Below are 26,916 nucleotides of genomic sequence, written 5' to 3'. Positions count from 1 at the left end.
ACTCATGACCATACAAGACATCAGTTTGTGGATCAAAACGGCTGCCCAGTCCGGGCAGCTGACGTCCGATTCGCGCCGCGTGCAGCGCGGCGACGTGTTTTTCGCCTATGCGGGCGCCACCCATTTCATCGCCGCCGCCATCGAGCAGGGTGCCGCCGCCATCGTGCATGACGCCGTCGAATGGAACGCCGCCTGGAGCGTGCCGCACCTGCTGGTCAGTGACCTGAAACGCCTGGCCGGCCCCGTGGCGCATGCCTTCTACGACATGCCCGACAGCGCCATGTTCAGCGCCGGCGTGACGGGCACGAATGGCAAGACCTCGTGCGCGCTATGGCTGGCGCAGGCCCTGGCGCGCCTCGGCGTCACCTCGTCCGTCATTGGGACTTTGGGCGTGGGCCTGTGCAAGCCGCGCGGCGCCATCGAATTCGACGTCACCGGCTACACCACGCCGGACGCCGTGCTGCTGGCGCGCAAACTGGCCGCCATGCGCGACGCCGGCGCCAAGGCCGTCGCCATCGAAGTGTCGTCGATCGGCCTGGACCAGGACCGCGCGGCCGGCATGCATTTCGATGTCGCCATGTTCACCAATCTGACGCGCGACCACCTCGACTACCATGGCGACATGGCGGCCTACGAGGCGGCCAAGGTCAAGCTGTTCGACTGGCCCGGCCTGAAAACGGCCGTCATCAACCTGGATGACGCCATGGGGCTGCGCCTGGCGCGCCACGTGGACGGTAAGCTGGCGGGCGAGTATCCCGTCATCGGCTACACCTTGCAGGATGCGGCCAGCCTGCCCGATCTGCCGGGCGTGCTGATGCTGCGCGCCAGCCAGTTCCGCAGCCGCCATGCCGGCACCGACTTCCATCTGGAATGCGCGCTGGGCGTGGCGCTGGTCAAGACGCAGCTGGTGGGCCACTTCAATATCAGCAATGCGCTGGCCGTGCTGGGCGCCTTGCTGGCGCACGGCGCCGGCCTGCGCGCCGCCATCGACGGCATCGAATCGCTGCAGCCGGCCCCGGGCCGCATGCAGCAGGTGGGCGGCCAGGAAGCGCCGATGGTCGTCATCGATTATGCGCACACGCCCGACGCGTTGGAAAAAACCCTGGCCGCCTTGCGCCAGGTGGCGCAGGAGCGGGGCGGCCAGCTGTGGTGCGTGTTCGGCTGCGGCGGCGACCGCGATCCGGGCAAACGTCCGCAGATGGGCGCCATCGCGCAGTTGGCCGATCACGTACTGGTCACCAGCGACAATCCGCGCAGCGAAGATCCGCACGCCATCATCGCGCAGATCGTCGCCGGCATGCGTGCCGACGGTCCGCAGCCGCAAGCCATCGAAGACCGCGCCGGGGCCATTTTGTCGGCCATCAAGCACGCCGCCAAGCCGGACGTGATCCTGTTGGCGGGCAAGGGCCATGAGCCGTACCAGGAAATCAAGGGCAAGAAACTGCCGTTCTCCGATGCCGACCATGCGCAGCTGGCCCTGTCCGCGCGCCTGACGATGATGAGGACGAACTGATGCGCGGCTCCCTGACAGAATTGATGTCGTCACTGGACGGCGCGCAACTGACGGGCCACGCCGTTTTTGACGGCGTCTGCACCGACAGCCGCAGCGCCCAAGCCTGTTCGCTCTTCGTCGCCCTGCGCGGCGAGAGCTTCGACGCCCACGATTTCCTCGACCAGGTGGCCGCGCGCGGCGTCGCCGCCGTGGTGGTCGAGCGCCTGCCCAAAGACTGGGACAGCGCCAAGGTACCTGCCATCGTGGTGCCCGATACATTGGCCGCGCTGGGCCGCATCGCCAACCACTGGCGCGGCCGGTTCAATTTACCCGTCATCGGCGTCACCGGCAGCAACGGCAAGACCACCGTCAAGGAGATGATTGCATCCATCCTGGCGGCGGCCTTTGGCGAAGAAGGCCGGCTGGCCACGCGCGGCAACCTGAATAACGAGATCGGCGTGCCCCTGACCCTGTTCCGCCTGAATGAAGCACACAAGGCGGCCGTCATCGAGATGGGCATGAACCATCCGGGCGAAATCGCGCGCCTGGCGGCGATCGCCGCGCCGACCCTGGCGATGGTCAACAACGCGCAGCGCGAGCACCAGGAATTCATGCATACGGTGGAAGCGGTGGCGCGCGAAAACGGCGCCGCGCTGGCGGCCCTGGCCGACGACGGCGTGGCCGTCTTCCCGCACGGCGATGAATTCACGCCCCTGTGGCGCGAATTGGCCGGTGCGCGCGCCGTCATCACCTTCGGCCTGTCGAAGGAGGCGGACGTCAGCTGCACGCACCGCGCGGCCGAGGATTTTGGCAGCGACCTGTTCGTCAGCGTGCGCGCACAGGACGGCGGCTTGCGCCAGTTCTTCGTCGGCTTGCAGGCGGCGGGTGAACACAATGTGCGCAATGCGCTGGCGGCCGTGGCATGCGCGATCGGCGCCGGCATTGCTATCGACCATATCAAGCAGGGCCTGGAAGCGTTTTCTCCCGTGAACGGCCGTCTGCAGAAAAAACGTGCCGCCAACGGCGCCACCATCATCGACGACAGCTACAACGCCAATCCGGATTCGGTGAAGGCGGCCATCGACGTGCTGGCGCAGGCAGCAAGGCCGCGCATCCTGGTGCTGGGCGAGATGGCGGAAGTTGGCACGCAAGGGCAGCAGTTCCACGAAGAGATCGGCGCCTACGCCGCCGCCAAAGGCATCGAACACGTGCTGGCGACGGGCGGCCTGGCGCGCCATCTGGTGAATGCGGCGCAGGCAGCCGCGAGCCAGGAATCAGGCACGGTCGTGGAGTATTTCGAACAGTTCGACGGCTTGCTGGCGGCGCTCGATGCGCATTTGTCCGGCCGTTCGGATGCAACAGTATTAATCAAGGGCTCCCGTTCCATGAAAATGGAGCGGGCCGTGCAGCATTTGATTGGTTCAAACAACAATAACAAGGAAGCTCACTAATCATGCTGCTCTGGCTCGCTCATTATTTCCAGGACGACATTGGCCCACTGCGGGTCTTTAACTTCATCACATTCCGCGCCGTCTTTGCCACCCTGACGGCGATCTTGATCGGCCTGTGCGCCGGCCCCGCCGTGATCCGCATGCTCACGCGCATGAAGGTCGGCCAGGCCGTGCGCACGGACGGTCCGCAAACGCATCTGAAAAAACACGGCACGCCGACCATGGGCGGTGTGCTGATCCTCATCGCCATCGGCATCTCCACCTTGCTGTGGGCCGACCTGTCGAACCGTTTCATCTGGCCCGTGCTGATCGTCACCCTCGGCTTTGGCGCCGTCGGCTGGGCCGATGACTACCGCAAGGTGGTGCACCAGGACCCGGAAGGCATGCGCTCGCGCGAAAAATATTTCTGGCAGTCGCTGATCGGCATCGCCGCCGCGTTTTACCTGGCGTTTTCCGTCTCCATCTCCGAGCCCAATGCCGGCCAGGTGTGGAATCTGATCTACGCCTGGGTGCAATCGGGCTTCGCCATGGACCTGCCGCCGAAGGCCGATCTGATCGTCCCGTTCTTCAAGACCATCAGCTATCCGCTGGGCGTATGGGGTTTCATCGCGCTGACCTATTGCGTCATCGTCGGCACCAGCAACGCCGTCAATTTCACGGACGGCCTCGATGGCCTGGCCATCATGCCGACCGTGATGGTGGGGACGGCCCTGGGCCTGTTCGCCTACTTGACGGGCAACGCCACGTACGCGCGCTACCTGTTCATCCCGCACATCCCGGGCGCCGGCGAACTGGTGATCTTCTGCGGCGCGCTGGCCGGTTCCGGTCTGGCCTTCCTCTGGTATAACACGCATCCCGCGAAAGTGTTCATGGGCGACGTGGGCGCGCTGGCACTGGGCGGCGCACTGGGCACCATCGCCGTCATCGTGCGCCAGGAAATCGTCCTGTTCATCATGGGCGGCATCTTCGTCGTCGAAACGCTGTCCGTGATCATCCAGGTCGTCTGGTTCAAGTACACCAAGAAGCGCTATGGCGCGGGCCGCCGCGTCTTCCTGATGGCTCCCTTGCACCACCATTTTGAACAAAAAGGCTGGAAAGAGACGCAGGTTGTCGTGCGTTTCTGGATCATCACCATGATGCTGGTGCTGCTCGGCCTGACCACCCTGAAGCTGCGCTGATGATGTACGACGCTAAAACCGCACTGGTACTGGGCCTCGGCGAATCGGGGCTGGCGATGGCCCTGTGGCTGGCCCGCAGCGGTGCTTGCGTGCGCGTGGCCGACACGCGCGAGGCGCCGGAGCGCCTGGCCGCCTTGCAGGCCGCCGTGCCGCAGGCGCAGTTCATCGCCGGCGCCTTCACGGCCGACCTGCTCGACGGCGTCGATTTCGTCGCCGTCAGCCCTGGCCTGGCGCCGCAGCGCGAACTGGCGCATATCGCGCCGGCCGCTCTTGAGAAAAATATCCCCGTGTGGGGCGAGATCGAACTGTTCGCGCAGGCGCTGGCCGCGCTCAAGGCGGAACGCGGCTATGCGCCGAAAGTCATCGCCATCACGGGCACGAATGGCAAGACGACCGTCACCAGCCTGACGGGCTTGCTGTGCGAGCGCGCGGGTCTGGCCACGCGCGTGGCCGGCAATATCAGCCCGGCCGCGCTGGACGTGCTGCGCGAAGTGCTCGATGCCGAGCCTGCGCCGCAGCCGCTGGAGGCGGAAGCTGACGTGGCGGAAGCCGTCGCCAGCAGCTTGCCGCAGGCATGGATTTTGGAGCTGTCCAGCTTCCAGCTGCACACGACCTTCAGCCTGCAGGCCGATGCGGCCACGGTCTTGAACCTGTCGCAGGACCACCTGGACTGGCATGGCGACATGGCCGCCTACGCTGCCGACAAGGCGCGCATCTTCGGCGACCAGACCGTGCGCATCCTGAACCGCGACGATGCCCTGGTCATGCACATGGCCGATCCGCTGGCCGAGACCATCACCTTCGGCACGGGCGAGCCGCTTGACGTGGACAGCTTTGGCCTGGTCAATGAACGCGGCATCTTCTGGCTGGCGCAAGCCGTGCCCAGCGAAGAAGTCATCGAGAAAAAACGCAGGAAGAACGATCCGGCGCCGGAACCGGTGCCGACGATGGCGAAAAAGCTGATGCCGGCCGACGCGCTGAAAATCCGCGGCCAGCACAATGCCGCGAATGCGCTGGCGGCGCTGGCCCTGTGCCGCGCCATCGGCCTGCCATTCGCGCCGCTGCTGCATGGCTTGCGCGAATACCAGGGCGAGCCGCACCGGGTGGAATTGATCACGGCCGTGGGCGAGGTTGAATACTACGACGACAGCAAGGGCACGAATGTGGGCGCGACCGTGGCGGCCCTGTCCGGCCTGGGCAAGGCCTTCGGCGGCGCGGAACAGCGCCTGGTGCTGATCGCCGGCGGCGACGGCAAGGGACAGGATTTCTCGCCGCTGGCTGAACCCGTGTCGCGCTACGTGCGCGCCGTGGTGCTGATCGGCCGCGATGCGCCGGCCTTGCGCGCGGCGCTGGAGCCGGCCGGCGTGGACATCGTCGACTGCGCCACCTTGCCGGAAGCCGTCAAGCGCGCCAGCAGCCTGGCGCTGGCCGGCGATGCCGTGCTGCTGTCGCCCGCGTGCGCCAGCCTGGACATGTTCAAGAACTATGCGCACCGCGCGCAGGTGTTTGTCGACGCCGTGCGCGACATCGCCCTGGAAAACGGACAGGATCTCTGATGGCCTTCCAGCTGCCCTTCCGCTTTGGTTCCGGCTCGGCTGCCAAGCCGCTGGATAGCCGCGCGCGGCAGTCGAAGATGATGGACTATGACAAGCCGCTGGTGTGGGTGGTCCTGCTGCTCATGCTGCTGGGCATGGTGATGGTGTATTCGGCGTCGATCTCGCTGTCGGACGCGCGCAAGTTCGCCGCCTACACGAATAATTACTTCGTCGTGCGCCAGGCGCTGTTCATCGGCGTGTCGATCATCTTCGGCGCGCTGGTGTTCCGCATCCCCGTCGCCACCTGGCAAAAGATGGCGCCGTGGCTGTTCATCGGCACCCTGGTGCTGCTGGTGATGGTGCTGATACCGGGCCTGGGCGTGTCGGTCAACGGCGGGCGCCGCTGGCTGAACCTGCCCGGCCTGCGGCCGCAGCCGTCCGAGCTGATGAAGGTGGTGATGGTGCTGTACGCGGCCGACTACACGGTGCGCAAGCAGGAATACATGCACAAGCTGACCAAGGGCTTCATGCCGATGGCGCTGGCCGTCAGCTTCGTCGGCCTGCTGCTGCTGATGGAGCCCGACCTGGGCGCCTTTGGCGTGATCGTCTGCATCGCCATGGGCATTTTGTTTTTGGGCGGCGTCAACGCCATCTGGTTCGGCGGCATCGGCGCCATGCTGACGGCGATCTTCGTCACCATCATCGCCTTGTCGAAATTCCGCCGCGAGCGGTTTTTTGCGTATCTCGATCCGTGGCAGGAAGACAATGCGCTCAACAAGGCCTACCAGCTGACGCACTCGCTGATCGCCTTCGGGCGCGGCGAGCTGTTTGGCGTGGGCCTGGGCGGCAGCGTGGAAAAGCTGCACTACCTGCCCGAAGCGCATACGGACTTCCTGCTGGCCGTGATCGGCGAGGAGCTGGGCCTGGTGGGCGTGCTGGTCGTGATCGGCATGTTTTACTGGATTATCAAGCGCGCCTTCGACATCGGCCGCCAGGCGATCGCCATCGACCAGACCTTCGCCGGCCTGACGGCGAAAGGCATCGCCATCTGGATCGGCGTGCAGACCTTCATCAACATGGGCGTGAACCTGGGCCTACTGCCGACCAAGGGCCTGACCTTGCCCCTGATGAGCTATGGCGGCACGGGCGTACTGATTAACTGTATCGGTCTGGCGATTTTGCTGCGCATCGATTACGAAAACCGGATCCTCATGCGCGGAGGCCGGCTATGAACAACGCGACGAACTTGAAAACGACGAAAAGACTGATGATCATGGCGGCCGGCACCGGCGGCCATATTTTCCCCGGCCTGGCGATCGCGCAGACGATGCGCGCGCGCGGCTGGGAAGTGAGCTGGCTGGGCACGACGCACGGCATGGAGCAGGACCTGGTGCCGAAGAGCGGCATCCCCATGGACGCCATCGCGTTCTCCGGCATGCGCGGCAAGGGCCTGGCGCACACCATCCAGGGCGGCTTCAGGATGCTGGCCAGCTTCTTTGCCATCCGCCGCTTCATCGCCAGCCGCAAGCCGGACGTGGTGATGGGCATGGGCGGCTACGTCACGGTGCCGGGCGGCCTGATGGCGCGCCTGAAGGGCGTGCCGCTGGTGCTGGTCAACGCCGACGCGGCGCTGCTGTTGTCGAACAAGACCCTGGTGCCGCTGGCGCAGCAGGTGTGCTTCGGCTTTCCCGCCGATTTCGGCAGCGCCGCCGGCAAGGCCGTCGTCACGGGCAATCCCGTGCGCGCCGAGATCCTCGCCATGGCGCCGCCGGCACCGCGTTTCGCGGGCCGCGGCGGGCCGTTGCGCATCCTGGTGGTTGGCGGCAGCCTGGGCGCGAAGGCGCTGAATGACAATCTGCCTGCCGCGCTGGCCCTGATGCCCGAAGGCGAGCGTCCGCTGGTGACGCACCAGTCGGGCAAGAAGAATATCGACGCCCTGCATGCCGCGTATGCGCGGGCGGGCGTGCAAGCCAATGTGGTCGATTTCATCGACGACATGGCCAGGGCGTATACCGAGGCCGACCTGGTGATTTGCCGCGCAGGCGCGATCACCCTGTCGGAACTGACGGCGGCCGGCGTGGCCAGCGTGCTCGTGCCGCTGGTGGCGTCGACCACCAGCCACCAGCGCGACAACGCGCAATGGATGGCGCAACAAGGTGCGGCGATTCACCTGCCGCAGACGGAAATGAGTGCGGCGTCGCTGAGCGCCCTGCTGGCGTCGCTGAACCGCGACACTTGCCAGCGGATGGCGCAGGCGGCACTGGCAGCAGGCAAGCGCGACGCCAATGAGGCGATCGCACACGTATTGGAAAAACTGGCATGAGGTTAGCTCTGTGAAGCATAAAGTAAACAATATCCACTTTGTCGGCATTGGCGGCAGCGGCATGAGCGGCATCGCCGAAGTGCTGGTCAACCTGGGCTACAAGGTGTCGGGCTCCGACCTGGGCAGCAATGCGGCGACGCAGCGCCTGGCGAGCTTGGGCGCGACCGTCATGCTCGGTCACGCGGCGGAAAATATCGGCGACGCCGATGCGGTGGTGACCTCGGGCGCCGTCCCGCAAGACAATCCTGAAGTGGCGGCCGCGCGTGCGCGCAAGATTCCGCTGGTGCCGCGCGCCGTGATGCTCGGCGAGTTGATGCGCCTGAAACGCGGCATCGCCATCGCCGGCACGCACGGCAAGACGACCACCACCAGCCTGGTCGCTTCCGTGCTGGCGCAGGGCGGTCTCGATCCCACGTTCGTCATCGGCGGCCGCCTGACCAGCGCCGGCGCGAACGCCAAGCTGGGCTCCGGCGACTACCTGGTGGCCGAAGCCGATGAATCGGACGCCTCGTTCCTGAACCTGACGCCGATGATCGAAGTGATCACGAATATCGACGCCGATCACATGGACACCTACGAGCACGATTTCGAAAAGCTCAAGCAGGCCTTCGTGCAGTTCACGCACCGCTTGCCCTTCTACGGCCGCGCCATGCTGTGCATCGACGATCCGCACGTGCGCGCCATCATCCCGTCCGTCACCAAGCCCGTCACCACCTACGGTTTCGCCGAAGACGCGCAGGTGCGCGCCATCAACGCGCGCGCCGTGGGCCTGGAAATGCATTTCACCGTGCTGCAGGAAGGCTACCCCGACCTCGACGTGGTGCTGAACCAGCCCGGCATGCACAATGTGCAGAACGCCTGCTCGGCGATCGCCATCGCGCGCGAAATCGGCATCGCCGACAGCGCCACGCAGCAGGGCCTGGCCGAGTTCTCCGGCGTGGGACGCCGCTTCACGCGCTACGGCGACGTGGCGCTGCCGAACGGCGGCAGCTTCGCGCTGGTCGACGATTTCGGCCACCATCCGGTGGAAACGGAAGTGACCCTGGCCGCCGCGCGCGCCGCCTATCCGGGCCGCCGCCTGGTGCTGGCGTTCCAGCCGCACCGCTACAGCCGCACGCGCGACCTGTTCGAGGATTTCGTCAAGGTGCTGGGCGCACCGGACGTGCTGCTCTTGTCGGAAGTGTATGCGGCGGGCGAAGCGCCTATCGTCGCCGCCGACGGCCGCGCACTGGCGCATGCGCTGCGCGCGCGCGGCAAGATCGAACCGATCTTCGTCGAGTCCATGGCGGACATGGCCGACACCATCATGAGCGTGGCGCGCGACGGCGACGTCGTGCTGACCATGGGGGCCGGCTCGATCAGCGGCATCCCGCAACAACTGACTACGTATCAATCTCACACTGTAAAGGCCTGACGTGAACCAAGCTTCAGCTATCGACGTTAAACAATTGGGCAAGGTCGGCGTCCTGTTCGGCGGCCGTTCGGCCGAGCGCGAAGTGTCGCTGATGTCCGGCGCGGGCGTGCTGGCCGCCTTGACAAGCCGTGGCGTGGATGCGCATGGCTTCGATACGGGCGAACGCAGCCTGGCCGAACTGGCCGCGGAAAAATTCGACCGCGTCTTCATCGCGCTGCATGGCCGCTTCGGCGAAGACGGCAGCCTGCAGGGCGCGCTGGAGCAGCTGGGCATCCCCTACACGGGCAGCGGCGTGATGGCTTGCTCGGTGGGCATGGACAAGGTCTACACCAAGATGATCTGGCTGATGCACCAGCTGCCGACGCCAAAGTATGCGGTGCTCGACGACAGCTCCGACCTGGCCAAGGTGGCGGCCGAACTGGGCCTGCCGCTGATCGTCAAGCCGCCGCATGAAGGCTCGAGCATCGGCATCACGACCGTCAATGAAGCGTCGGCCTTCCAGGCCGCCTACGACATCGCCGCCGGCCTCGATGATGCGGTGCTGGCCGAGGAATTCATCAAGGGCCGCGAATTCACCGTCGCGATCCTGGGCAAGGGCGCCACGGCGCGCGCGCTGCCGCCGATTGAAATCGTCGCGCCGCAAGGCAATTACGACTACCAGAACAAGTATTTTACCGACGATACGCAGTATTTCTGCCCACCGCAGCTGGACCCGGCGATCGTGGCCGAGATGGCGCGCATCGCCTTGGAAGCCTACCGCGCCCTCGGCTGCGAAGGCTGGGGACGGGTGGACGTGCTGATGCGCGCGGCCGACAGCAAGCTGTTTTTGCTGGAGGTGAATACCTCGCCAGGCATGACGGGCCATTCGCTCGTGCCGATGGCGGCGCGCGCCGAAGGCACCAGCTATGAAGACCTGTGCCTGGAAATCGTTTCCGGCGCCAGCCTGAAAATGCACAAGGGACAGCGCTGATATGTGGCATGACGCTAAAAGCCTCAATACGACTGCCAACGGCTTGCTGGCCGCGGTGCTGGTCGTGTGCGTGGCGGCCGGCGTCTGGTGGGTGTCGCAGCGCCCCATGTTCGACCTGCGCTCCATCAAGGTGGAAAGCGCGGACGAGAAGGGCCTGCGCCACGTGAATTACCTGACCCTGCGCAGCGGCACCCTGGGCCGCATCAAGGGCAATTTCTTCACGACCAACCTGGAAAGCGTGCGCGGCGTGTTCGAATCGGTACCCTGGGTACGCCGCGCCAGCGTGCGCCGCGAGTGGCCGAACCAGCTGATCGTGGCGCTGGAAGAACACGAGGCGCTGGGTACCTGGGGCGAGGACGGGCGCTTGCTGTCGGTCAAGGGCGACGTGTTTACGGCCAATGTGGCCGAGGCCGAAGACGACCATGAATTGCCCGCCTTCGCCGGTCCCGATGGCAGCGAGAAGGAAGTGCTGGCCACCTATGTGCAGCTGGCCAAGTGGTTTGCGCCCTTGAAGATGGTGCCGGAAAGCCTGTCGCTGTCGAGCCGCTATGCGTGGACCGTGAAACTGGATAACGGCATGAGCGTGGCGCTGGGACGCGAGCAGAATCATACGACCCTGAAGGCGCGGGTCGACCGGCTGGTGGGCATCTACCCGCAGCTGGCGAGCCGGCTGGAAAATATCGACACGATCGATATGCGCTACCAGAATGGCCTGGCCTTGAGCTCCGCCGGCCTGGTGATACCGGCCGAAGGCAAGGATGGCAGGCCAGTGATGAAGAAAAAGAATAGCAGTCCGATTAAAAAACCGGCTTGACCGAACACCCAATTCATCAATTAACTATTAGCCCAAAAAACTAGGCGACAGAAATGACAAAAGACGCGAAAAACCTGATCGTCGGCCTCGACATCGGCACCTCGAAAGTGGTGGCGGTGGTAGCCGAAGTGATGTCCGATGGGCGCCACGAAGTGATCGGGCTGGGCCAGCACGAATCGAAGGGCCTGAAAAAAGGCGTGGTGGTCAACATCGAGGCCACGGTGGAGTCCATCCAGCGCGCGCTGGAAGAGGCCGAGCTGATGGCCGACTGCAAGATCCGCAATGTCTACGCGGGTATTGCGGGCAGCCATATCCGCAGTTTCAATTCCAGCGGCATGGTGGCCATCAAGGACAAGGAAGTGACGGCGACCGACGTGGCGCGCGTCATCGAGACGGCAAAAGCGGTTAACATTCCGACCGATCAGCAATTGCTGCACACGGTGCCGCAAGAGTTCATCGTCGACAGCCAGGAAGACGTGCGCGAGCCTATCGGCATGAGCGGCATCCGCCTGGAGGTGAAGGTGCATATCGTTACCGGCGCCGTGTCGGCGGTGCAGAACATCGTCAAGTGCGTGCGCCGCTGCGGCCTGGAAGTGTCGGACCTGATCCTGCAGCCGATGGCCTCGGCCGATGCGGTGCTCACGCCCGACGAGAAGGAACTGGGCGTGGTGCTGATCGACATCGGCGGCGGCACGACCGATGTGGCGGTATTTTCCGATGGCGCGATTCGCCATACGGCAGTCATTCCCATCGCCGGCGACCAGATCACCAACGACATCGCCATGGCCTTGCGTACCCCGACCGCGGAAGCGGAAGAAATCAAGATCCGCTATGGCGTGGCCAAGCAGGTCCTGGCCGACCCCGGCGAATCGCTGGAAGTGCCAGGCCTGGGCGACCGCGGCCCGCGCAACCTGTCGCGCCAGGCGCTGGCGGCCGTGATCGAGCCGCGCGTCGAAGAGCTGTTCGCGATGGTGCACCAGGTGGTGCGCGAATCCGGTTACGAAGGCGTGCTGTCGTCGGGCATCGTGCTCACGGGCGGCACCTCCATCATGCCCGGCATGGTGGAAATGGCGGAAGACATCTTCCTGAAACCGGCGCGCCTGGGCACGCCAGAGTATCGGGGCCAGCTGGCCGACGTGGTGCGCAGTCCGCGCTATGCCACGGTATTGGGCCTGCTGCTGGAAGCGAAGAAGCAATACCTGCGCGGCCACATCGTGACGCGTCAGGACGGCTCGGTGAAGGCGGTCTGGCAGCGCATGAAGGAATGGTTTTTAGGGAATTTTTAAGGGCATGATTTTCGCCCGGCAGCACAGGTTTTTTGGCAGCATCGCAGGTACACACACATAACTTTATTTTATATTTAACCGCAGTTTTCAATCTCCAGTTCTCCTACCAATATGAGGCCTGGCGCTTGGAAACCGCATCTGATAGGAGCACATCATGGAGTTCGATATGGTCGATAACACAGCTTTAGGTACCGTCATCAAAGTCGTCGGCGTCGGCGGTGCGGGTGGCAATGCAGTCCAACACATGATCAACAAAGGCATGTCGGGTGTGGAGTTCATTGCCGCCAACACCGACGCACAGGCCCTGTCGACATCGAAGGCCCACAACATCATCCAGATCGGCGACACCGGCCTGGGCGCCGGCATGAAGCCTGCCGTCGGCCGCCAGCTGGCCGAAGAATCGCGCACGCGCATCGCCGATTCGCTGCGCGGCGCGCACATGGTCTTCATCGCCGCCGGCATGGGCGGCGGCACGGGCACGGGCGCCGCGCCCATCGTGGCCGAAGTGGCCAAGGAACTGGGCGCGCTGACGGTGGCCGTGGTTTCCAAGCCATTTTCGTACGAAGGCCAGAAGTGCATGGACATCGCCGACGAAGGCCTGGAACAGCTGTCGCTGCACGTCGATTCGCTGATCATCATCCTCAATGAAAAACTGGAAGAGATCTACGAAGACGAAAGCATGCTGGAATGGATGCAGCATGCCGATGACGTGCTCAATAACGCGGTGGCCGGCATTGCCGAGATCATCAACGTGCCTGGCCATATCAACGTCGACTTCAACGACGTGAAAACCATCATGGGCGAGCAGGGCAAGGCCATGATGGGCACGGCGACGGCTTCCGGCGTCGACCGCGCGCGCATCGCCGCCGAACAGGCCGTCGCTTCGCCGCTGCTCGACGGCATTGATCTCTCTGGCGCGCGCGGCGTGCTGGTCAACGTCACGGCCAGCCGTGGCTTGAAAGGCAAGGAGATCAAGGAAGTCATGGCTGCCGTGCGCGCGTTTGCCGCGCCGGACGCGTCGATCGCGCAAGGTATCGCCTACGACGACGCCATGGGCGACGACATCCGCGTGACCGTGGTGGCCACGGGCCTGGGCCGCGCGAAGAAAAACATCCAGCTGGTACCGCAGCAAGTGCTGCGCACCGGCACCCACAACAGCCCGTTGACCCCGTCGGCTGCCATGGGTAGCGCGCAAGCGGCGACGACGACGGTAGGCGTGGCCACGCCGGCAGCCGGTTTCGACGGCATGAAGGCGCCGGCGGTATGGCGTCGCGAATCGGCTTCCGAGCAGGTGCGCGCGATGGAAAAGAATGGCATGGAGACGTATGACATTCCAGCCTTCCTGCGCAAGCAAGCCGACTAAGGTGGTTTGATGTATGCACGCATGACGGCGGCCTGAGGGCCGCCGTTTTTTTTGCCGTTTTTTGACTTTTGACTTTGCCTTTCCGGCCGTTTTCTGCACGAATACGGCAAGTCAGGCATACTATCGCGCAGTGTCGGCATCATGCCGGCAGCATCCTCAACCGACAAGTACACAAGGAGTCAACATGACCATCAAGATCGGCGACACCCTGCCAGAAGGCACCCTGGCCGAATTCATCGAAAGCGAAACCGAAGGTTGCGCACTGGGCCCGAACACGTTCAACGTGCAAGACCTGGTCAAGGGCAAGAAGATCGCCATCTTCGGCCTGCCAGGCGCCTACACCCCGACCTGCTCCGCACAGCACGTGCCAGGCTACGTCAAGCACGCCGCCGACCTGAAGGCCAAGGGCGTCGATGAAATCTGGTGCATCTCCGTCAACGACGCGTTCGTGATGGGCGCCTGGGGCCGCGATCAGAAAGCCACCGGCGTCGTGCGCATGATGGCTGACGGCAATGCCGCCTACAGCAAGGCCCTGGGCCTGGACGCCGACTTCAGCAAATTTGGCATGGGCACGCGCTCGCAACGCTACTCGATGCTGGTCGACAATGGCGTCGTGACGCAATTGAACATTGAGCAGGGCGGCAAGTTTGAAGTGTCGAATGCCGAGACCTTGCTGGGCCAACTGGCTTAAGTCCCTGAGAAAAAGTCCATGGCGGCGTTGCACTGCCTTGGCGTACTACTCGTACTGCCTGCGGCAATGCGCCTTGCCCTGAACATTTTTCAGGGACTTTTCCTTTTTTGACGTAAAAACGGCGCCATCGGCGCCGTTTTTTTATTGCACCTGCGGCTTGGTCGCCTCGAACATGGCCGCGTCGATGCTGAACGAATAATCGTCCTGCAGGGCGAAATACTGGCGCGCTTCCTCGGGCGCGCCGTCGAACAGGTTGCGGATGGCCGCCACGCGCTCGCTCGGCGTGCGCATGCGCGCCACCCACTCGTCGAACTGCATCGTCAGTTTCCACACGCTGCGCAAGCTGTGCGTGAATCCCGCGTTGTCGAACTTGGCGCTCCATTCGCAGGTACGGTAGTCGCGCACGTGCGAGGCGTCGCGCAGCATTTCCACGGCCTGCAAGGTGCTGTCGTACAGGGCTGTTTTCGGCGCGACGATGTCGACCACCAGCAAGGTGCCGTTCGGGCGCAGCACGCGCCACGCTTCGGCCAGCGCGCCCGCCACGTCGTTCCAGTGGTGCGCGGAAAAGCGCGTGACGACCATGTCGAAGCTGGCGTCGGCAAACGGCAGGCGGGCCACGTCGCCCTGCTGCGTGCCGATGTTGTGCAAGCCGCGCTGCACCCTGGCGCATTCCACCACGTCGAGCATGGGTTGCGCCAGGTCGTAGGCGATGACTGATTGCGCCACGGGGGCGACGGCGAAGCTGGCGTGGCCGGCGCCGCAGCCCAGGTCCAGCACCACCGGCTTGCCATGGCGGCGCGCGCATTCCTGCATCAGCACCAGGTCGGCGCCCTGCGCGTGGACCGCGCTGCTCAGGTAGGCATTCGCCGTCTTGCCAAACTGTTCGGTAACGACATCGTGCTGCTGCATGGTGTTCTCCTGTGGATGGGTGAGTATCTGCAGAATAGGGATAAAATTATCCTGTAACAAGACCATAACTTATACTGGTATATCCACTACCATGCAGGCATCTGATGTCGAACAAGCTCGCTGAATTCATCCGCGCCCGGCGCGAAGCCGTCACCCCCGCCATGGCCGGCTTGCCCGGTGGCGGGCGGCGGCGCACGCCCGGCTTGCGGCGCGAAGAGCTGGCCCAGCTGTGCGAAGTCAGCCCCACCTGGCTGACGTGGCTGGAGCAGGGGCGGCCCGTGTCGGCGTCGGCCAAGATGCTGGCCCGCCTGGCGCAGGTGCTGCAACTGAGCGCGGCCGAGCGCGCCTATCTGTTCGAGGTGGCCGACAAGCATGACCCCAGTCACAGCACAGGCGAGGGCGGGGGGCTTGCTAGCGTCGAGCTGGACGCCATCGTCGCCGCCATCGACGCGCCCGCGTATATCCTGAACCGCGAATGGAACGCCGTGGCGTGGAACGGGGCGGCGGCCACGCTGTTCTCGGGCTGGCTGCATGGCGACGGGGACGCGCCGAACCAGCTGCGCTTCATGTTCCAGGACGCGGGCGCGCGCGCGCTGGTCGTCGGCTGGCCCGAGCGGGCGCGGCGCCTGGTGGCGGAGTTTCGCGCCGATATCGGCCGCCAGGCGGACCAGGCGCCGCTGGCCGGCCTGATCGCCGAACTGGCCGACGCCAGCCTTGAGTTTCGCCAGTGGTGGGGCGCGCAGCAGGTGCAGGGCCGCGATGGCGGCTTGCGCCAGTTCCAGCACGCGCAACAGGGGCTGCTGGCGTTCAATCAGGTGACCTTGCACCTGGCGCGCCAGCACGACTTGAAACTGGTGATGCTGTTGCCGCTGTCATAAGGTAAACGGCCGCGCTTGTTATAATCGGGCTGACCGCCTGGCCCTGCCTTTCCAGACCATGCTGTCCTGGCTCCGGCCGTCGCCATGATGACGGTCCCGCTCTTTCGCCAGGAGTCTGTCCTGTTACCCCGCAATCCCAACCTGCGCAGCATCTATGTGATGCTGGTCGCCGTCGCCATGTTTTCCCTGATGGACACGGCCATGAAGCTGTTGTCCGCCCATTATCCACCGATGCAGGTGACGGCCTTGCGCGCCCTGTCGTCCCTGCCGCTCGTGTGCCTGTACCTGCTGTACCGTGGCGCCTTCAGGAACGTGCTGCAGGTGCGCTGGCCGCTGCACTTGCTGCGCGGCATACTGGGCGTGCTGATGATCACCTTGTTCGCCTACGGTTTGAAGCGCATGTCGCTGGCCGAGACGTATGCGCTGTTTTTTGTTGCCCCCTTGCTGATCACGGTCCTGTCGGTTTTTCTCCTGAAGGAAAAAGTCGACTTCGCGCGCTGGTGCGCCATCGCCGTGGGCCTGCTGGGCGTGCTGGTGGCGCTGCGCCCGGACGGCTCGGGATTCTTTTCGGTCGCCGGGCTGGCCGTGCTGGGTTCGGCCGCCTGTTACGCCATCTCGGCTGTCACGGGCCGCATCCTGAGCCGCACGGATGCCAGCGAAAGCATGGTCTTCTGGCTGATGGTGATGATGGCCGTCGGCGGCGTGGCCCTGTCGGCGCACGAGTGGGTGGGGATCCGCCGCGACGACTGGTGGCTGCTGGCGGGCTTGTCGCTGAGCGGCTTCCTGGGCCAGCTGGCCATCACGGAGGCGTTTCGCCATGGCAAGGCGTCCAGCGTGGCGCCGTTCGAATACTCGGCCCTGGCCTGGGGCATGGCGCTGGACTGGCTGCTGTGGCGCGCCTTGCCCGACGAATACACCCTGATCGGCGCGGCCATCATCATCGGCAGCGGCATTTACCTCGTGCGCAGGGAGGCTGTCCACGCCGAGAGCGAGCATCCATAAGAAACGGTTGTGGTATTTCTGGCGTGATCCATGCCGCGCCGCAACGAAAATCCGGCAAATAGATATAATCGACAGATGTTAAAACAACGCACCATCAAACAACAGGTCCGCACCATCGGTGTCGGTTTGCACTCTGGCACCAAGGTCGAGCTGACTCTGCGTCCTGCCGCGATCGACACGGGCATCGTGTTTCGCCGCATCGACCTCGATCCCATCGTCGAGTTCCCCGCCAGCGCCATGGCCGTGGGCGACACGCGCATGGCTTCCGTGCTGATCAAGGACGGCGCCAGGGTGTCCACCGTGGAACATCTGATGTCGGCGGCGGCCGGCCTGGGCGTCGACAATATGGTTATCGACGTGAATGCGGAAGAAATTCCCATCATGGATGGTTCCGCTTCGTCCTTCGTCTACCTGCTGCAGCAGGCGGGCGTGGAAGAGCAGCAGGCGCCAAAGAAATTCATCAAGGTCATCAAGCCTGTGGAAGTGCGTCACGGTAAGGGTGATGCGGAGAAATGGGCGCGCCTGTCGCCGTACGACGGCTTCAAGCTCGACTTCTTCATCGAATTCAATCATCCGGCCGTCGATGGCACGATGCAGCGCGCCTCCGTCGATTTCGGCGACGTGTCGTACGTGCACGACGTGGCGCGCGCGCGCACCTTTGGTTTCATGCAGGACGTGGAAAGTTTGCGCGGCATGGGCCTGGCGCGTGGCGGTTCGCTGGAAAACGCCATCGTCATGGACGAATACCGCATCCTCAACGCGGACGGCTTGCGCTATGAAGACGAATTCGTGCGCCACAAGATCCTCGACGCCATCGGCGACCTGTACCTGGTGGGCCACCCCTTGCTGGCCTATTACACGGCGCACAAGTCGGGCCATGCGCTGAACAACCAGCTGCTGCTGGCGCTGCTGGAGCAGCCGGAAGCGTATGAAATCGTCTCGTTCGATACCAACGAAGCGGCGCCGCAGTCTTACCTGCGTCAAATGCAGCGCGAGTGGTCGTTGACGTAGGTCGGATTAGGCCGCAGGCCGTAATCCGACAACCCCGCAGGCGCCAACAATGTTGTCGGATTACGGCCCGAAGGGCCTAATCCGACCTACGTGCTGCCGCCTGGCGTTGCTAATCTTTAGGTTCGCGGTGATGGCGGACCATGTTGCGCAGCGCCGCGATCAACTGTTCATTCTGCTTCGACGCCGGCAGGGCCGTGCTCAGCTCTTCCAGGGCGGACATGGCTTTTTCCGGCAAGACCAGCGCCCGCGTATGCACGATGGGCGCGATGCTCTTGATGACCTGCACTTTCAGCTTGATGCCTGAAATCTGCCAGCCCTTTCTTTCCAGTTCCCCTTGCAGTTTCGGCAATTGCTGCTTGAGCTTGGCCGCCAGCGCCGCGTTCGGCGTGGCCAGCACCAGCTGGCCGCCCTCGAACTGCAGGATGTCGCAATGCTCGAACATGGCCGGCAAGGCCTTGGCGCAATCTTTTTGCAGGGCGGCCAGGCGCGTGACGGTGGGCATCAGGGAGGCCATCGTGGCGTTGCCGCGCAGAAAATCGGTTGCGCCCGTGACGGCCGGGCTTGAACGGGCAAAGCCGTAGCCGCGGCGCGGTGCCGGAGAATAAGTGGGAGTTCGCATGGCCGAAACATAGCACACTCGCCCCCGCGTGACGAGGGCGACGGCGGGTGCGGTGCGGGCGGGCCAGCCGTATTGCCTTACAGTATGGAAAATGTCGGCAATTTCTGCCATATGTTTGTCATTAAGCTATTGTTATATGGCGCATTACCCCAACCATGTCGGGAACGCATGATAAAATCATCGTCTTTTGCCATAGTCGAACTCCGTGCGGTCACGCGATTGTTACCTCGTCGTCACCTGCCGAGCTTTTTTTAACGGCGTTTTTTCAAGAATTCAAGCATGTCATTACTGACCCAGATTTTCGGTAGCCGCAACCAGCGGCTGCTCAAGCAATACCAAAAAACGGTACGCGAGATCAATGCGCTCGAGCCGGCCATCGAAAAGCTGTCGGATGCCGAGCTGCAAGCGAAGACGCCTGCCTTCAAGGAACGCATCGCCGCCGGCGAATCGCTCGATGCCTTGTTGCCGGAAGCCTTTGCCGTCTGCCGCGAGGCCAGCAAGCGCGTATTGCGCATGCGCCATTTCGACGTGCAGATGATCGGCGGCATGGTCTTGCATTTCGGTAAGATCGCGGAGATGGGCACGGGCGAGGGCAAGACCCTGATGGCAACCTTGCCAGCCTACCTGAATGCCCTGTCGGGCAAGGGCGTGCATATCGTTACCGTCAATGATTACCTGGCGCAGCGCGATGCCGAGACCATGGGCCGCCTGTATGCGTGGCTGGGCCTGTCGACGGGCGTGAACATGTCGCAGATGGAGCACAGCGCCAAGCAGCAGGCGTACGCCTCCGACATCACGTACGGCACGAATAACGAATTCGGTTTCGACTTCTTGCGCGACAACATGGTCTACGAAGCGCGCGAGCGCGTGCAGCGCAGCCTGAACTTCGGCATCGTCGATGAAGTCGACTCGATCCTGATCGATGAGGCGCGTACGCCGCTGATCATTTCGGGCCAGGCCGAGAACCATACCGACCTGTATCACAAGATCAATGCGGTGCCTGCGCGCTTGACCTTGCAGATCGGCGAAGAAACGCCGGACGGCAAGGGCAAGGTCGAAGTGCCGGGCGACTACACCAAGGATGAAAAAGCGCACCAGGTGCTCTTGACGGAAGCGGGCCACGAAAAGGCCGAAGGCATCCTGATGGAAATGGGCCTGCTGCCGGAAGGCGCGTCGCTGTACGATTCGGCCAACATCACCCTCGTGCACCACCTGTATGCAGCCCTGCGCGCGCATGCGCTGTACTTCAAGGATCAGCACTATGTGGTGCAGAACAATGAAGTGGTGATCGTCGATGAATTCACGGGCCGTCTGATGACGGGCCGCCGCTGGTCCGATGGCTTGCACCAGGCCGTCGAAGCGAAAGAAGGCGTCAAGATCCAGAACGAGAACCAGACCCTGGCCTCGATCACCTTCCAGAACTACTTCCGCATGTACGCCAAGCTGGCCGGCATGACCGGTACGGCCGATACCGAAGCGTACGAATTCCAGGAAATCTACGGCCTGGAAACGGTCGTGATCCCGCAGAACCGTCCGCTGCAGCGCAAGGACCGTCAGGATCAGGTCTACAAGTCGTCGGCGGAAAAATACAACGCGATGCTGAACGACATCCGCGACTGCTACGAACGCGGCCAGCCCGTGCTGGTGGGTACGACCTCGATCGAGAATTCGGAATTGCTGTCGGGTATCCTGACCAAGGCCGGCTTGCCGCACAACGTGCTGAACGCGAAACAGCATGCCCGCGAAGCGGAAATCATCGCCCAGGCAGGCCGTCCGAAAGCCATCACCATCGCCACCAACATGGCCGGTCGCGGTACCGACATCGTCTTGGGCGGTAACGTTGAAAACCAGATCAAGTTCATCGAAGCCAATCCTGAGCTCAGCGACGCTGAAAAAGCGGCGCAGGCGCAGAAGCTGCGCGATGAGTGGCAATCCTTGCACGACCACGTGGTCAATGCGGGCGGTTTGCACATCATCGGTACCGAACGCCACGAATCGCGCCGCGTCGACAACCAGTTGCGTGGCCGTGCCGGGCGCCAGGGCGATCCGGGTTCGTCGCGCTTCTACCTGTCGCTCGACGACGCGCTGCTGCGCATCTTCGCCGGCGACCGCGTGCGCGCCGTGATGGACCGCCTGAAAATGCCGGAAGGCGAACCGATCGAGGCAGGCATCGTCTCGCGTTCGATCGAATCGGCCCAGCGCAAGGTCGAGGCGCGCAACTTCGACATCCGCAAGCAATTGCTGGAGTACGATGACGTCGCCAACGATCAGCGCAAGGTCATCTACCAGCAGCGTAACGAGCTGCTGGAAACGACCGACATCTCGGACATGATCGCCTCGCTGCGCCACGGCGTGTTCACCGATCTGGTGCACCAGTACGTGCCGGAAGAGTCGGTGGAAGAGCAGTGGGATATCAAGGGCCTGGAAAAGACCTTGTCCAGCGAATGGCTGATCGACTTGCCGCTGCATGAAATGCTGGAAGCCGATCCGACCCTGACGGACGAAGAGATCCTGGAAAAAGTGCTGGCCGCGGCCGATGCCGTGTACCAGTCGAAGATCGATATCGTCGGCAAGGAATCGTTTGGCGGCTTCGAGCGCAATGTCATGCTGCAAAGCGTGGACAGCCACTGGCGCGAACACCTGGCGGCGCTCGATCACCTGCGCCAGGGTATCCACCTGCGCGGCTATGCGCAGAAGAATCCGAAACAGGAATACAAGCGCGAAGCGTTCGAGCTGTTTGGCCAGATGCTCGACATGATCAAGAACGACGTCACGAAACACGTGATGACGGTGCGCATCCAGTCGCGCGAAGAAGTCGATGCGGCGGAACAGGCGATGCAGCAGTCGCACGTGGAAAACGTGCACTACCAGCACGCCGAATTCGATCCGAACGCGGCGCCGGAAGAACTGCTGGCGCCTGCGGCCGGCGGCAGCATGGACAACGTCGACGACATGAGCGTGAGCATGGGCGTGAAAGTGGGCCGCAACGACCCATGCCCTTGCGGCAGCGGCAAGAAATACAAGGCTTGCCACGGCAAGCTGGCCTAAAGCCGGCTGCATGGCTTGAACAGGAACGGAGACCGCGGTCTCCGTTTTTTTTGCCCGTCGCGCGCGCCAGGCGGCTCAGGGAAAGGCCCAGTATTGCGGCGCCTGCGCCGGAATGCCTTTCAGGCCGCCACGGTTCCTTGCCCGCTGTCCCGTCTTGATCATGGTGGCGATATCGGTCAGCAAGACGCGGTTGCTGGCGAAGTAATCGTGGCCCATGAAATTCATGACGACGGCCGAGGCATCGACGAGTTCCATGCCGGGGATGCCGACGACGGGGCCGCGGATGTCGCCTATCCTGTCCCAGTCGGCAAAATTGTAGGAAGCGCGCATGGCCTTGTCGTTCGCAGACGCGTACAGCGTGGCGGAGAGCTTGAGGCTGGCAAAGCGGGGGGCGATCTGGTCGCGGAAGACGTCGGCATTGATGTCGGGCGCCGCCAGCACCACCTGCTTGAACAGGGGGCGCAGCTCGGGGCGCTGCTCCAGCAGGTTGGCCAGGGCCACCGTCATCGGGCGGTTGCCCATGCTGTGGGCGATGATGTAGATGTCGGTGGCGGACGAGTACTCGGCGAAGTCGGCCAGGAAGGCTTGCAGGTGCGTTTGCGTCCATTCGGCGGCGTTTTCGTCGAACTCATAGCCGGCCAGGGTGCCTTTCGATGGCCAGCTGTAGAACACGGGCAGGGCGCCGATATCGAGGTCGACCGCCATTTGCGCCGTGCGCCGGGCGGCGTCGTCGAAGGAATTGCTGTAGCCATGGATATAGATGAAGGCGGCATGCCGTTCCGGAGCGGCCCGTATCCTGGCCTTGACGGTGGCGAGAAAATCCGCGCGCGACAGGCGCGTGGCTCCCTGGATCAGCACATATTTTTGCGCATTATCGCTGGACAGGATGGCGTACCAGGGCGGCAAGGGCAGTTCGCCCGGCGCTCTTTTTTCAGGAATGCTCACCTGCACGCTGCCGTAACTGAGGTAGGGCGCCGCGCGGTTGGGTTGCCAGCCATAGCTGTTGCTCTCCAACTGGTATGTCCTGTCGGTGGCATAGTACACGGTGACTTGCGTGGCGCCCGCCACCGCATCGGTCTTGACGGGCGGGGCGGCTTTATCCTTGGCGACGCTGGTGCCGATGGCGCCGCTGCCAAGCGCGCCGAGCTTGCCGAACAGTCCGCCCAAGCCAGACCATGCATTGCTCTCGGACCAGGTTCCTGATGGCTGTTCCACCTTGACCGGCGGCGGGACGGTGGGCGCCGGAACTTCCTGGGCGGGCGGCGTGGCCTCCTTGGCCGGTGGCGCCGGAGGCAGCTGTTCAGCGGGCGCGGGCAGGACCGGCTCGTCGGCGGGGACGCGCGGCGCCGTGCATGCCGTCATCGCGGTGAGAAGGCAAAGCAGACACAACAGGCGTGGCAGGCCTGCATCGCTGCGTTGCATTCCGTATGACTTGCCATGCGCCATGACATCCTCCCTGGGCGCTTGTGCCAGACTCGCGATCGTCGGTTCTTCCACCTTAGCGCCGCCCGGCGGCATGGTTCTGATAAATCGCAAACCGCTTCGCTTCGGCGCCGCCGCGAGTATTCCCTTGCCGCATGTTCACCCGGGCCGCGAAGGCGCTACAATAGCGCTTCCCTTTTCCCTCGCAGAAGAAATCACCATGGCCGTCAATTCCCCCAAGCCCGTCGCCGCCGACTTGAAAGCCGTCGCCGGCATTGAAATCGGTGTTGCCGAAGCCGGCATCAAGAAACCCAACCGCAAGGATTTGCTGGTATTGAAACTGGCGCCGACGGCCACCGTGGCTGGCGTGTTCACCCTGAACCGCTTCTGCGCCGCGCCCGTGCAAATTGCGAAAGCCAACCTGGCGGCCGTGACGGCAGGCGCCGCGCCGATCCGCGCGCTGCTGGTCAACACGGGCAACGCGAATGCGGGCACGGGCGAATCGGGCCTGGCCGACGCGCAGGCCAGCTGCGCCGCGCTGGCCGAGCTGCTGGGCTGCACGCCGCAGCAAATCCTGCCGTTTTCCACCGGCGTGATCCTCGAACCCTTGCCCGTGCAGCGCCTGGTCGCCGGCTTGCCGCAAGCCGTGGCCGCACTGACGCCGGACAACTGGTTCTCGGCCGCCGAAGCCATCATGACCACCGACACGCAGCCGAAAGCCGGTTCGCGCAGCGTCACCATCGGCGGCCACACGGTCACCCTGACGGGCATCAGCAAGGGCGCCGGCATGATCAAGCCGAACATGGCCACCATGCTCGGTTTCCTCGCGTTCGACGCCACCGTGGCGCAAGCGGTGCTGGATCAATTGGTGAAACAGGCGGCCGACAAGTCGTTCAATTGCATCACCATCGACGGCGACACCTCCACGAATGACTCGTTCATGCTGGTGGCTACCGGTGCCGGCAGCCTGGTCGTCGATTCCATCGATTCGCCGCACTACGCTGAACTGGCCGCTGCCGTGACCGAACTGTCCACTTTTCTCGCGCAAGCCATCGTGCGCGACGGCGAAGGCGCGACCAAGTTCATGACCGTGACCGTGGAAGACGGCCGCAACGTGGAAGAGTGCCGCAAGATCGCCTATTCCATCGCCCATTCGCCGCTGGTGAAAACGGCCTTCTTCGCCTCCGACCCGAACCTGGGCCGCATCCTGGCCGCGATCGGCTATGCGGGCGTGGACGACCTGGACGTCGGCCAGCTGAACCTGTACCTGGACGACGTGTGGGTGGCCAAGAATGGCGGCCGCAACCCGGACTACCAGGAGCAGGATGGGCAGCGCGTGATGCAGCAAAGCGAAATCACCATCCGCGTGAAACTGGCGCGCGGCGATGCCACGGCCACTTTGTGGACGTGCGACCTGTCGCATGACTACGTGTCGATCAACGCCGACTACCGCTCATGACCGGCCTCGATCAATTCCTGATCCGTGCCGAGGCGTTGCTGGCGCGGGTGGAAGCGATCCTGCCGCAGGCCGCGCCCGCGCCGGACTGGAACAGCTTTGCCTTCCGCTGGCGCCGGCGCCCCGGCGCCGCGCCGTATCTGCAGGCCGTGGCCCACGTGTCGAACATCGCCCTGGATGACTTGCACAATATCGGCACGCAAAAAGCCCAGATCGAGCAGAACACGCGCCAGTTCGTCGGCGGACGCCCGGCCAACAACGTGCTGCTGACGGGCGCGCGCGGCACGGGCAAGTCGTCGCTGATCAAGGCTTGCCTGAATCAGTTCGCCGGCCAGGGCCTGCGCCTGATCGAAGTGGACAAGGCCGACCTGGCCGACCTGCCCGACATCGTCGACCTGGTGGCGGCGCGCGCCGAGCGCTTCATCATCTTTTGCGACGACCTGTCGTTCGAAGAGGGCGAGAGCGGCTACAAGGCGCTGAAAGTGGCGCTCGACGGCAGCATCGCCGCGCAATCGGACAATGTGCTGATCTACGCCACCTCGAACCGCCGTCACCTGATGCCGGAACGCATGTCGGACAATAGCAGCTACAAGACGGACGACGATGGCGATTTGCATCCGGGCGAGACGGTGGAAGAGAAAATTTCGCTGTCCGAGCGCTTCGGCCTGTGGCTGTCGTTCTACCCGTTCAAGCAGGACGATTACCTCGATATCGCCGCGCACTGGCTTGCCTCGTTCGGCTGCACGCCGGAGCAGATCGCGCAAGCGCGCGGCGACGCCCTGCGCTGGGCCTTGCAGCGCGGTTCCCGTTCGGGCCGGGTGGCGTGGCAATTCGCGCGCGATTATGCTGGGAAACTACCTGCTGGAAAGTTGCCGCAATGAGCGAAGTGAAAATCAAACCGGTGGACGTCGCCGTCGGCATCCTGATGAAGCCGAATGGCGACGTGTTGCTGGGCCAGCGCCCGGCCGGCAAGCCGTATGACGGCTATTGGGAGTTTCCTGGCGGTAAAGTCGAACCGGGCGAAGCCATTTTTGATGCCTTGAAGCGCGAGTTTGTCGAGGAACTGGGTTTGCATATCGATAGTGCCGAGGCCTGGTGCGGCGTCGAATATGTGTATCCGCACGCCCACGTGCGCCTGCATTTCTATATCAGCCGCGAATGGCGGGGCGAGCCGCAAAGCCTGGAAGGGCAGGCGTTCGCCTGGCAGGGCACGGTTGGCGTGGAACCCTTGCTGCCGGCCACCATTCCCTTGCTGGAATGGCTCGACGAGGTACGCCGGACATCCCTGGCGCCTGCCTGATTGCCACTTGTGCCGGCGGGCAGCGCCATGCTGCGTGCTGGCGCAAGCTTTCCTGTTACTTTCCTTGTATCGGCGGCGCTTTGCGCTACAGTGCTTTCATCACGCACCGGGGAGTTTCGCATGCCGCTGACACTGACCTTTACCGATACCGATGAATTGTTGATTGCCGCCTTGCACAAGCGTGCCCGCGCGCACGGACGTAGCATGGAAGAGGAGCACCGCGATATCCTGCGCAACGCCTTGCGGCCGCTGCCGAAGCGTCCGCTCGACGATATCTTGCGCAGCATGCCCGACGTGGGGCTGGACACGGATTTCGCGCGCCGCACCTGACTGCATGCCCGCCTACCTGGTCGACACGGATGTGATCGTTGCAGCGCGCATGGGCGGCGCTGCGCCGGCGGGCGTGGTTGAGTTTTTCACGCGGGTGGCGCCGGAGATGCGCTATGTGCCGGTGCAGGCGATCGCGCAATTGCGCGCAGGCATACAGCGCAGCTGGCGGCGCGAGGCGGCGCTGGAAGCACTGGCGTTGGAAGGCTGGCTGGAAGCCGTGCTGGCGGAATATGCGCCGCGGCTGCTGGAATTCGACCTCGATTGCGCGCTCGTGTGCGCGCGCCTGCATGGCGATGGCGCCGCGCACGGCGTCGACGGACAGATCGCGGCGATGGGCATCGCCTATGGCTTGACGGTGGTCAGCGGCAGGCTCGACAGTTTCGCGGCGCAGGGGCTGCGCCTGGAAAATCCGTTTCGCTGAGAG

At 63.9% G+C, this 26,916-nt stretch carries 24 protein-coding genes; 21 read left to right on the top strand and 3 right to left on the bottom strand.

Going from position 1 to position 26,916, the window contains the following annotated elements; all coding sequences use genetic code 11:
- Positions 1 to 4: 4 nt before the first annotated feature.
- The 12 genes from J0O65_RS07735 to J0O65_RS07680 all read left to right on the top strand — a co-directional run bounded on the left by J0O65_RS07735 (position 5) and on the right by J0O65_RS07680 (position 14,517).
- Positions 5 to 1,513: a UDP-N-acetylmuramoyl-L-alanyl-D-glutamate--2,6-diaminopimelate ligase gene (locus J0O65_RS07735; RefSeq protein ID WP_215405636.1), complete on the top strand. Its 1,509-nt coding sequence runs from the start codon at positions 5 to 7 to the stop codon at positions 1,511 to 1,513.
- Positions 1,513 to 2,943, top strand: a complete 1,431-nt coding sequence (locus J0O65_RS07730; RefSeq protein ID WP_215405634.1) for a UDP-N-acetylmuramoyl-tripeptide--D-alanyl-D-alanine ligase — start codon at positions 1,513 to 1,515, stop codon at positions 2,941 to 2,943. Before J0O65_RS07735 ends, J0O65_RS07730 begins: the two co-directional genes overlap by 1 nt.
- Positions 2,944 to 2,945: 2 nt before the next feature.
- Positions 2,946 to 4,121 (top strand): phospho-N-acetylmuramoyl-pentapeptide-transferase, encoded by a 1,176-nt coding sequence (gene mraY, locus J0O65_RS07725; protein ID WP_034784967.1) that lies wholly within the window; start codon positions 2,946 to 2,948, stop codon positions 4,119 to 4,121.
- On the top strand, positions 4,121 to 5,677 hold the full coding sequence (gene murD / locus J0O65_RS07720) for a UDP-N-acetylmuramoyl-L-alanine--D-glutamate ligase (protein WP_215405632.1): 1,557 nt from the start codon (positions 4,121 to 4,123) through the stop codon (positions 5,675 to 5,677). The genes mraY and murD overlap by 1 nt, the downstream gene beginning before the upstream one ends.
- On the top strand, positions 5,677 to 6,888 hold the full coding sequence (gene ftsW, locus J0O65_RS07715) for a putative lipid II flippase FtsW (protein ID WP_215405630.1): 1,212 nt from the start codon (positions 5,677 to 5,679) through the stop codon (positions 6,886 to 6,888). Before murD ends, ftsW begins: the two co-directional genes overlap by 1 nt.
- Positions 6,885 to 7,979, top strand: a complete 1,095-nt coding sequence (gene murG / locus J0O65_RS07710) for an undecaprenyldiphospho-muramoylpentapeptide beta-N-acetylglucosaminyltransferase (protein WP_215405628.1) — start codon at positions 6,885 to 6,887, stop codon at positions 7,977 to 7,979. The genes ftsW and murG overlap by 4 nt, the downstream gene beginning before the upstream one ends.
- A gap of 10 nt (positions 7,980 to 7,989) precedes the next feature.
- Positions 7,990 to 9,393 carry a UDP-N-acetylmuramate--L-alanine ligase gene (gene murC / locus J0O65_RS07705; protein WP_215405626.1) on the top strand — a complete coding sequence of 468 codons (1,404 nt, stop codon included), beginning with the start codon at positions 7,990 to 7,992 and terminating at the stop codon, positions 9,391 to 9,393.
- Between the two features lies 1 nt (position 9,394).
- Positions 9,395 to 10,363, top strand: coding sequence for a D-alanine--D-alanine ligase (locus J0O65_RS07700; RefSeq protein ID WP_353056166.1), 969 nt, complete (start codon positions 9,395 to 9,397; stop codon positions 10,361 to 10,363).
- A gap of 1 nt (position 10,364) precedes the next feature.
- Positions 10,365 to 11,177 carry a cell division protein FtsQ/DivIB gene (locus J0O65_RS07695; protein WP_215405625.1) on the top strand — a complete coding sequence of 271 codons (813 nt, stop codon included), beginning with the start codon at positions 10,365 to 10,367 and terminating at the stop codon, positions 11,175 to 11,177.
- Positions 11,178 to 11,230: 53 nt separating this feature from the next.
- The gene (gene ftsA / locus J0O65_RS07690) at positions 11,231 to 12,463 is read left to right on the top strand and encodes a cell division protein FtsA (protein ID WP_010394955.1); all 1,233 of its coding nucleotides are present in this window, start codon (positions 11,231 to 11,233) and stop codon (positions 12,461 to 12,463) included.
- 154 nt (positions 12,464 to 12,617) lie between these two features.
- Positions 12,618 to 13,826, top strand: a complete 1,209-nt coding sequence (gene ftsZ / locus J0O65_RS07685; RefSeq protein ID WP_034748865.1) for a cell division protein FtsZ — start codon at positions 12,618 to 12,620, stop codon at positions 13,824 to 13,826.
- 184 nt (positions 13,827 to 14,010) lie between these two features.
- Positions 14,011 to 14,517: a peroxiredoxin gene (locus J0O65_RS07680; RefSeq protein WP_215405623.1), complete on the top strand. Its 507-nt coding sequence runs from the start codon at positions 14,011 to 14,013 to the stop codon at positions 14,515 to 14,517.
- 141 nt (positions 14,518 to 14,658) lie between these two features.
- Here the strand turns inward: J0O65_RS07680 and J0O65_RS07675 are convergent, their stop codons facing one another.
- Entirely contained in the window at positions 14,659 to 15,426 is a 768-nt protein-coding gene (locus tag J0O65_RS07675; RefSeq protein ID WP_215405621.1) for a class I SAM-dependent methyltransferase, read from the bottom strand.
- Between the two features lie 104 nt (positions 15,427 to 15,530).
- Here J0O65_RS07675 and J0O65_RS07670 point away from each other — a divergent pair, with 104 nt between their 5' ends.
- From J0O65_RS07670 to lpxC, 3 genes are all read left to right on the top strand, one after another.
- The gene (locus tag J0O65_RS07670) at positions 15,531 to 16,304 is read left to right on the top strand and encodes a helix-turn-helix transcriptional regulator (protein WP_215405619.1); all 774 of its coding nucleotides are present in this window, start codon (positions 15,531 to 15,533) and stop codon (positions 16,302 to 16,304) included.
- Between the two features lie 159 nt (positions 16,305 to 16,463).
- Positions 16,464 to 17,306 carry a DMT family transporter gene (locus J0O65_RS07665; RefSeq protein ID WP_215405996.1) on the top strand — a complete coding sequence of 281 codons (843 nt, stop codon included), beginning with the start codon at positions 16,464 to 16,466 and terminating at the stop codon, positions 17,304 to 17,306.
- A 75-nt stretch (positions 17,307 to 17,381) separates the two neighbouring features.
- Positions 17,382 to 18,317, top strand: coding sequence for a UDP-3-O-acyl-N-acetylglucosamine deacetylase (lpxC, locus tag J0O65_RS07660; protein ID WP_215405617.1), 936 nt, complete (start codon positions 17,382 to 17,384; stop codon positions 18,315 to 18,317).
- 109 nt (positions 18,318 to 18,426) lie between these two features.
- Here lpxC and J0O65_RS07655 read toward each other — a convergent pair whose 3' ends face one another.
- Complete coding sequence (locus J0O65_RS07655) at positions 18,427 to 18,936, bottom strand: DciA family protein (protein WP_152254324.1); 510 nt, start codon at positions 18,934 to 18,936, stop codon at positions 18,427 to 18,429.
- Positions 18,937 to 19,215: 279 nt separating this feature from the next.
- Here J0O65_RS07655 and secA point away from each other — a divergent pair, with 279 nt between their 5' ends.
- Positions 19,216 to 21,984 (top strand): preprotein translocase subunit SecA, encoded by a 2,769-nt coding sequence (secA, locus tag J0O65_RS07650; RefSeq protein WP_215405615.1) that lies wholly within the window; start codon positions 19,216 to 19,218, stop codon positions 21,982 to 21,984.
- A gap of 75 nt (positions 21,985 to 22,059) precedes the next feature.
- Here secA and J0O65_RS07645 read toward each other — a convergent pair whose 3' ends face one another.
- A complete protein-coding gene (locus tag J0O65_RS07645) occupies positions 22,060 to 23,346 on the bottom strand; it encodes an alpha/beta hydrolase (protein ID WP_215405613.1) in 1,287 nt (428 codons plus the stop codon).
- Positions 23,347 to 23,626: 280 nt separating this feature from the next.
- Between J0O65_RS07645 and argJ the strand changes: the two genes are divergently transcribed.
- The 5 genes from argJ (at position 23,627) to J0O65_RS07620 (ending at position 26,913) form a co-directional block, all read left to right on the top strand.
- Positions 23,627 to 24,865, top strand: a complete 1,239-nt coding sequence (argJ, locus tag J0O65_RS07640; RefSeq protein ID WP_215405611.1) for a bifunctional glutamate N-acetyltransferase/amino-acid acetyltransferase ArgJ — start codon at positions 23,627 to 23,629, stop codon at positions 24,863 to 24,865.
- The gene (locus tag J0O65_RS07635; RefSeq protein WP_215405609.1) at positions 24,862 to 25,743 is read left to right on the top strand and encodes an ATP-binding protein; all 882 of its coding nucleotides are present in this window, start codon (positions 24,862 to 24,864) and stop codon (positions 25,741 to 25,743) included. Before argJ ends, J0O65_RS07635 begins: the two co-directional genes overlap by 4 nt.
- Complete coding sequence (locus J0O65_RS07630) at positions 25,740 to 26,162, top strand: NUDIX domain-containing protein (protein ID WP_215405607.1); 423 nt, start codon at positions 25,740 to 25,742, stop codon at positions 26,160 to 26,162. Before J0O65_RS07635 ends, J0O65_RS07630 begins: the two co-directional genes overlap by 4 nt.
- A gap of 120 nt (positions 26,163 to 26,282) precedes the next feature.
- Positions 26,283 to 26,492 (top strand): FitA-like ribbon-helix-helix domain-containing protein, encoded by a 210-nt coding sequence (locus tag J0O65_RS07625; protein WP_152254330.1) that lies wholly within the window; start codon positions 26,283 to 26,285, stop codon positions 26,490 to 26,492.
- Between the two features lie 4 nt (positions 26,493 to 26,496).
- The gene (locus tag J0O65_RS07620; RefSeq protein ID WP_215405605.1) at positions 26,497 to 26,913 is read left to right on the top strand and encodes a PIN domain-containing protein; all 417 of its coding nucleotides are present in this window, start codon (positions 26,497 to 26,499) and stop codon (positions 26,911 to 26,913) included.
- Positions 26,914 to 26,916: the final 3 nt, after the last annotated feature.

The sequence above is a fragment of the Janthinobacterium sp. JC611 genome (genome assembly GCF_018682595.1).
Lineage (GTDB): Bacteria > Pseudomonadota > Gammaproteobacteria > Burkholderiales > Burkholderiaceae_D > Janthinobacterium.
The sequence above is the reverse complement of the archived record's forward strand: the minus strand, read 5'-3'. Positions and strand labels throughout refer to the sequence as shown.

What these genes read in the sequence shown, in the direction of transcription:
- J0O65_RS07655 (WP_152254324.1), bottom strand. Translation starts at nt 18,936, where the DNA reads ATGCGAACTCCCACTTATTCTCCGGCACCGCGCCGCGGCTACGGCTTT.
- J0O65_RS07665 (WP_215405996.1), top strand. Translation starts at nt 16,464, where the DNA reads ATGCTGGTCGCCGTCGCCATGTTTTCCCTGATGGACACGGCCATGAAG.
- J0O65_RS07670 (WP_215405619.1), top strand. Translation starts at nt 15,531, where the DNA reads ATGTCGAACAAGCTCGCTGAATTCATCCGCGCCCGGCGCGAAGCCGTC.
- J0O65_RS07680 (WP_215405623.1), top strand. Translation starts at nt 14,011, where the DNA reads ATGACCATCAAGATCGGCGACACCCTGCCAGAAGGCACCCTGGCCGAA.
- murG (WP_215405628.1), top strand. Translation starts at nt 6,885, where the DNA reads ATGAACAACGCGACGAACTTGAAAACGACGAAAAGACTGATGATCATG.
- ftsA (WP_010394955.1), top strand. Translation starts at nt 11,231, where the DNA reads ATGACAAAAGACGCGAAAAACCTGATCGTCGGCCTCGACATCGGCACC.
- ftsW (WP_215405630.1), top strand. Translation starts at nt 5,677, where the DNA reads ATGGCCTTCCAGCTGCCCTTCCGCTTTGGTTCCGGCTCGGCTGCCAAG.
- J0O65_RS07625 (WP_152254330.1), top strand. Translation starts at nt 26,283, where the DNA reads ATGCCGCTGACACTGACCTTTACCGATACCGATGAATTGTTGATTGCC.
- J0O65_RS07695 (WP_215405625.1), top strand. Translation starts at nt 10,365, where the DNA reads ATGTGGCATGACGCTAAAAGCCTCAATACGACTGCCAACGGCTTGCTG.
- murD (WP_215405632.1), top strand. Translation starts at nt 4,121, where the DNA reads ATGATGTACGACGCTAAAACCGCACTGGTACTGGGCCTCGGCGAATCG.
- J0O65_RS07675 (WP_215405621.1), bottom strand. Translation starts at nt 15,426, where the DNA reads ATGCAGCAGCACGATGTCGTTACCGAACAGTTTGGCAAGACGGCGAAT.
- J0O65_RS07635 (WP_215405609.1), top strand. Translation starts at nt 24,862, where the DNA reads ATGACCGGCCTCGATCAATTCCTGATCCGTGCCGAGGCGTTGCTGGCG.
- mraY (WP_034784967.1), top strand. Translation starts at nt 2,946, where the DNA reads ATGCTGCTCTGGCTCGCTCATTATTTCCAGGACGACATTGGCCCACTG.
- ftsZ (WP_034748865.1), top strand. Translation starts at nt 12,618, where the DNA reads ATGGAGTTCGATATGGTCGATAACACAGCTTTAGGTACCGTCATCAAA.
- argJ (WP_215405611.1), top strand. Translation starts at nt 23,627, where the DNA reads ATGGCCGTCAATTCCCCCAAGCCCGTCGCCGCCGACTTGAAAGCCGTC.
- secA (WP_215405615.1), top strand. Translation starts at nt 19,216, where the DNA reads ATGTCATTACTGACCCAGATTTTCGGTAGCCGCAACCAGCGGCTGCTC.
- J0O65_RS07730 (WP_215405634.1), top strand. Translation starts at nt 1,513, where the DNA reads ATGCGCGGCTCCCTGACAGAATTGATGTCGTCACTGGACGGCGCGCAA.
- lpxC (WP_215405617.1), top strand. Translation starts at nt 17,382, where the DNA reads ATGTTAAAACAACGCACCATCAAACAACAGGTCCGCACCATCGGTGTC.
- J0O65_RS07630 (WP_215405607.1), top strand. Translation starts at nt 25,740, where the DNA reads ATGAGCGAAGTGAAAATCAAACCGGTGGACGTCGCCGTCGGCATCCTG.
- J0O65_RS07645 (WP_215405613.1), bottom strand. Translation starts at nt 23,346, where the DNA reads ATGACGGCATGCACGGCGCCGCGCGTCCCCGCCGACGAGCCGGTCCTG.
- J0O65_RS07735 (WP_215405636.1), top strand. Translation starts at nt 5, where the DNA reads ATGACCATACAAGACATCAGTTTGTGGATCAAAACGGCTGCCCAGTCC.
- J0O65_RS07620 (WP_215405605.1), top strand. Translation starts at nt 26,497, where the DNA reads ATGCCCGCCTACCTGGTCGACACGGATGTGATCGTTGCAGCGCGCATG.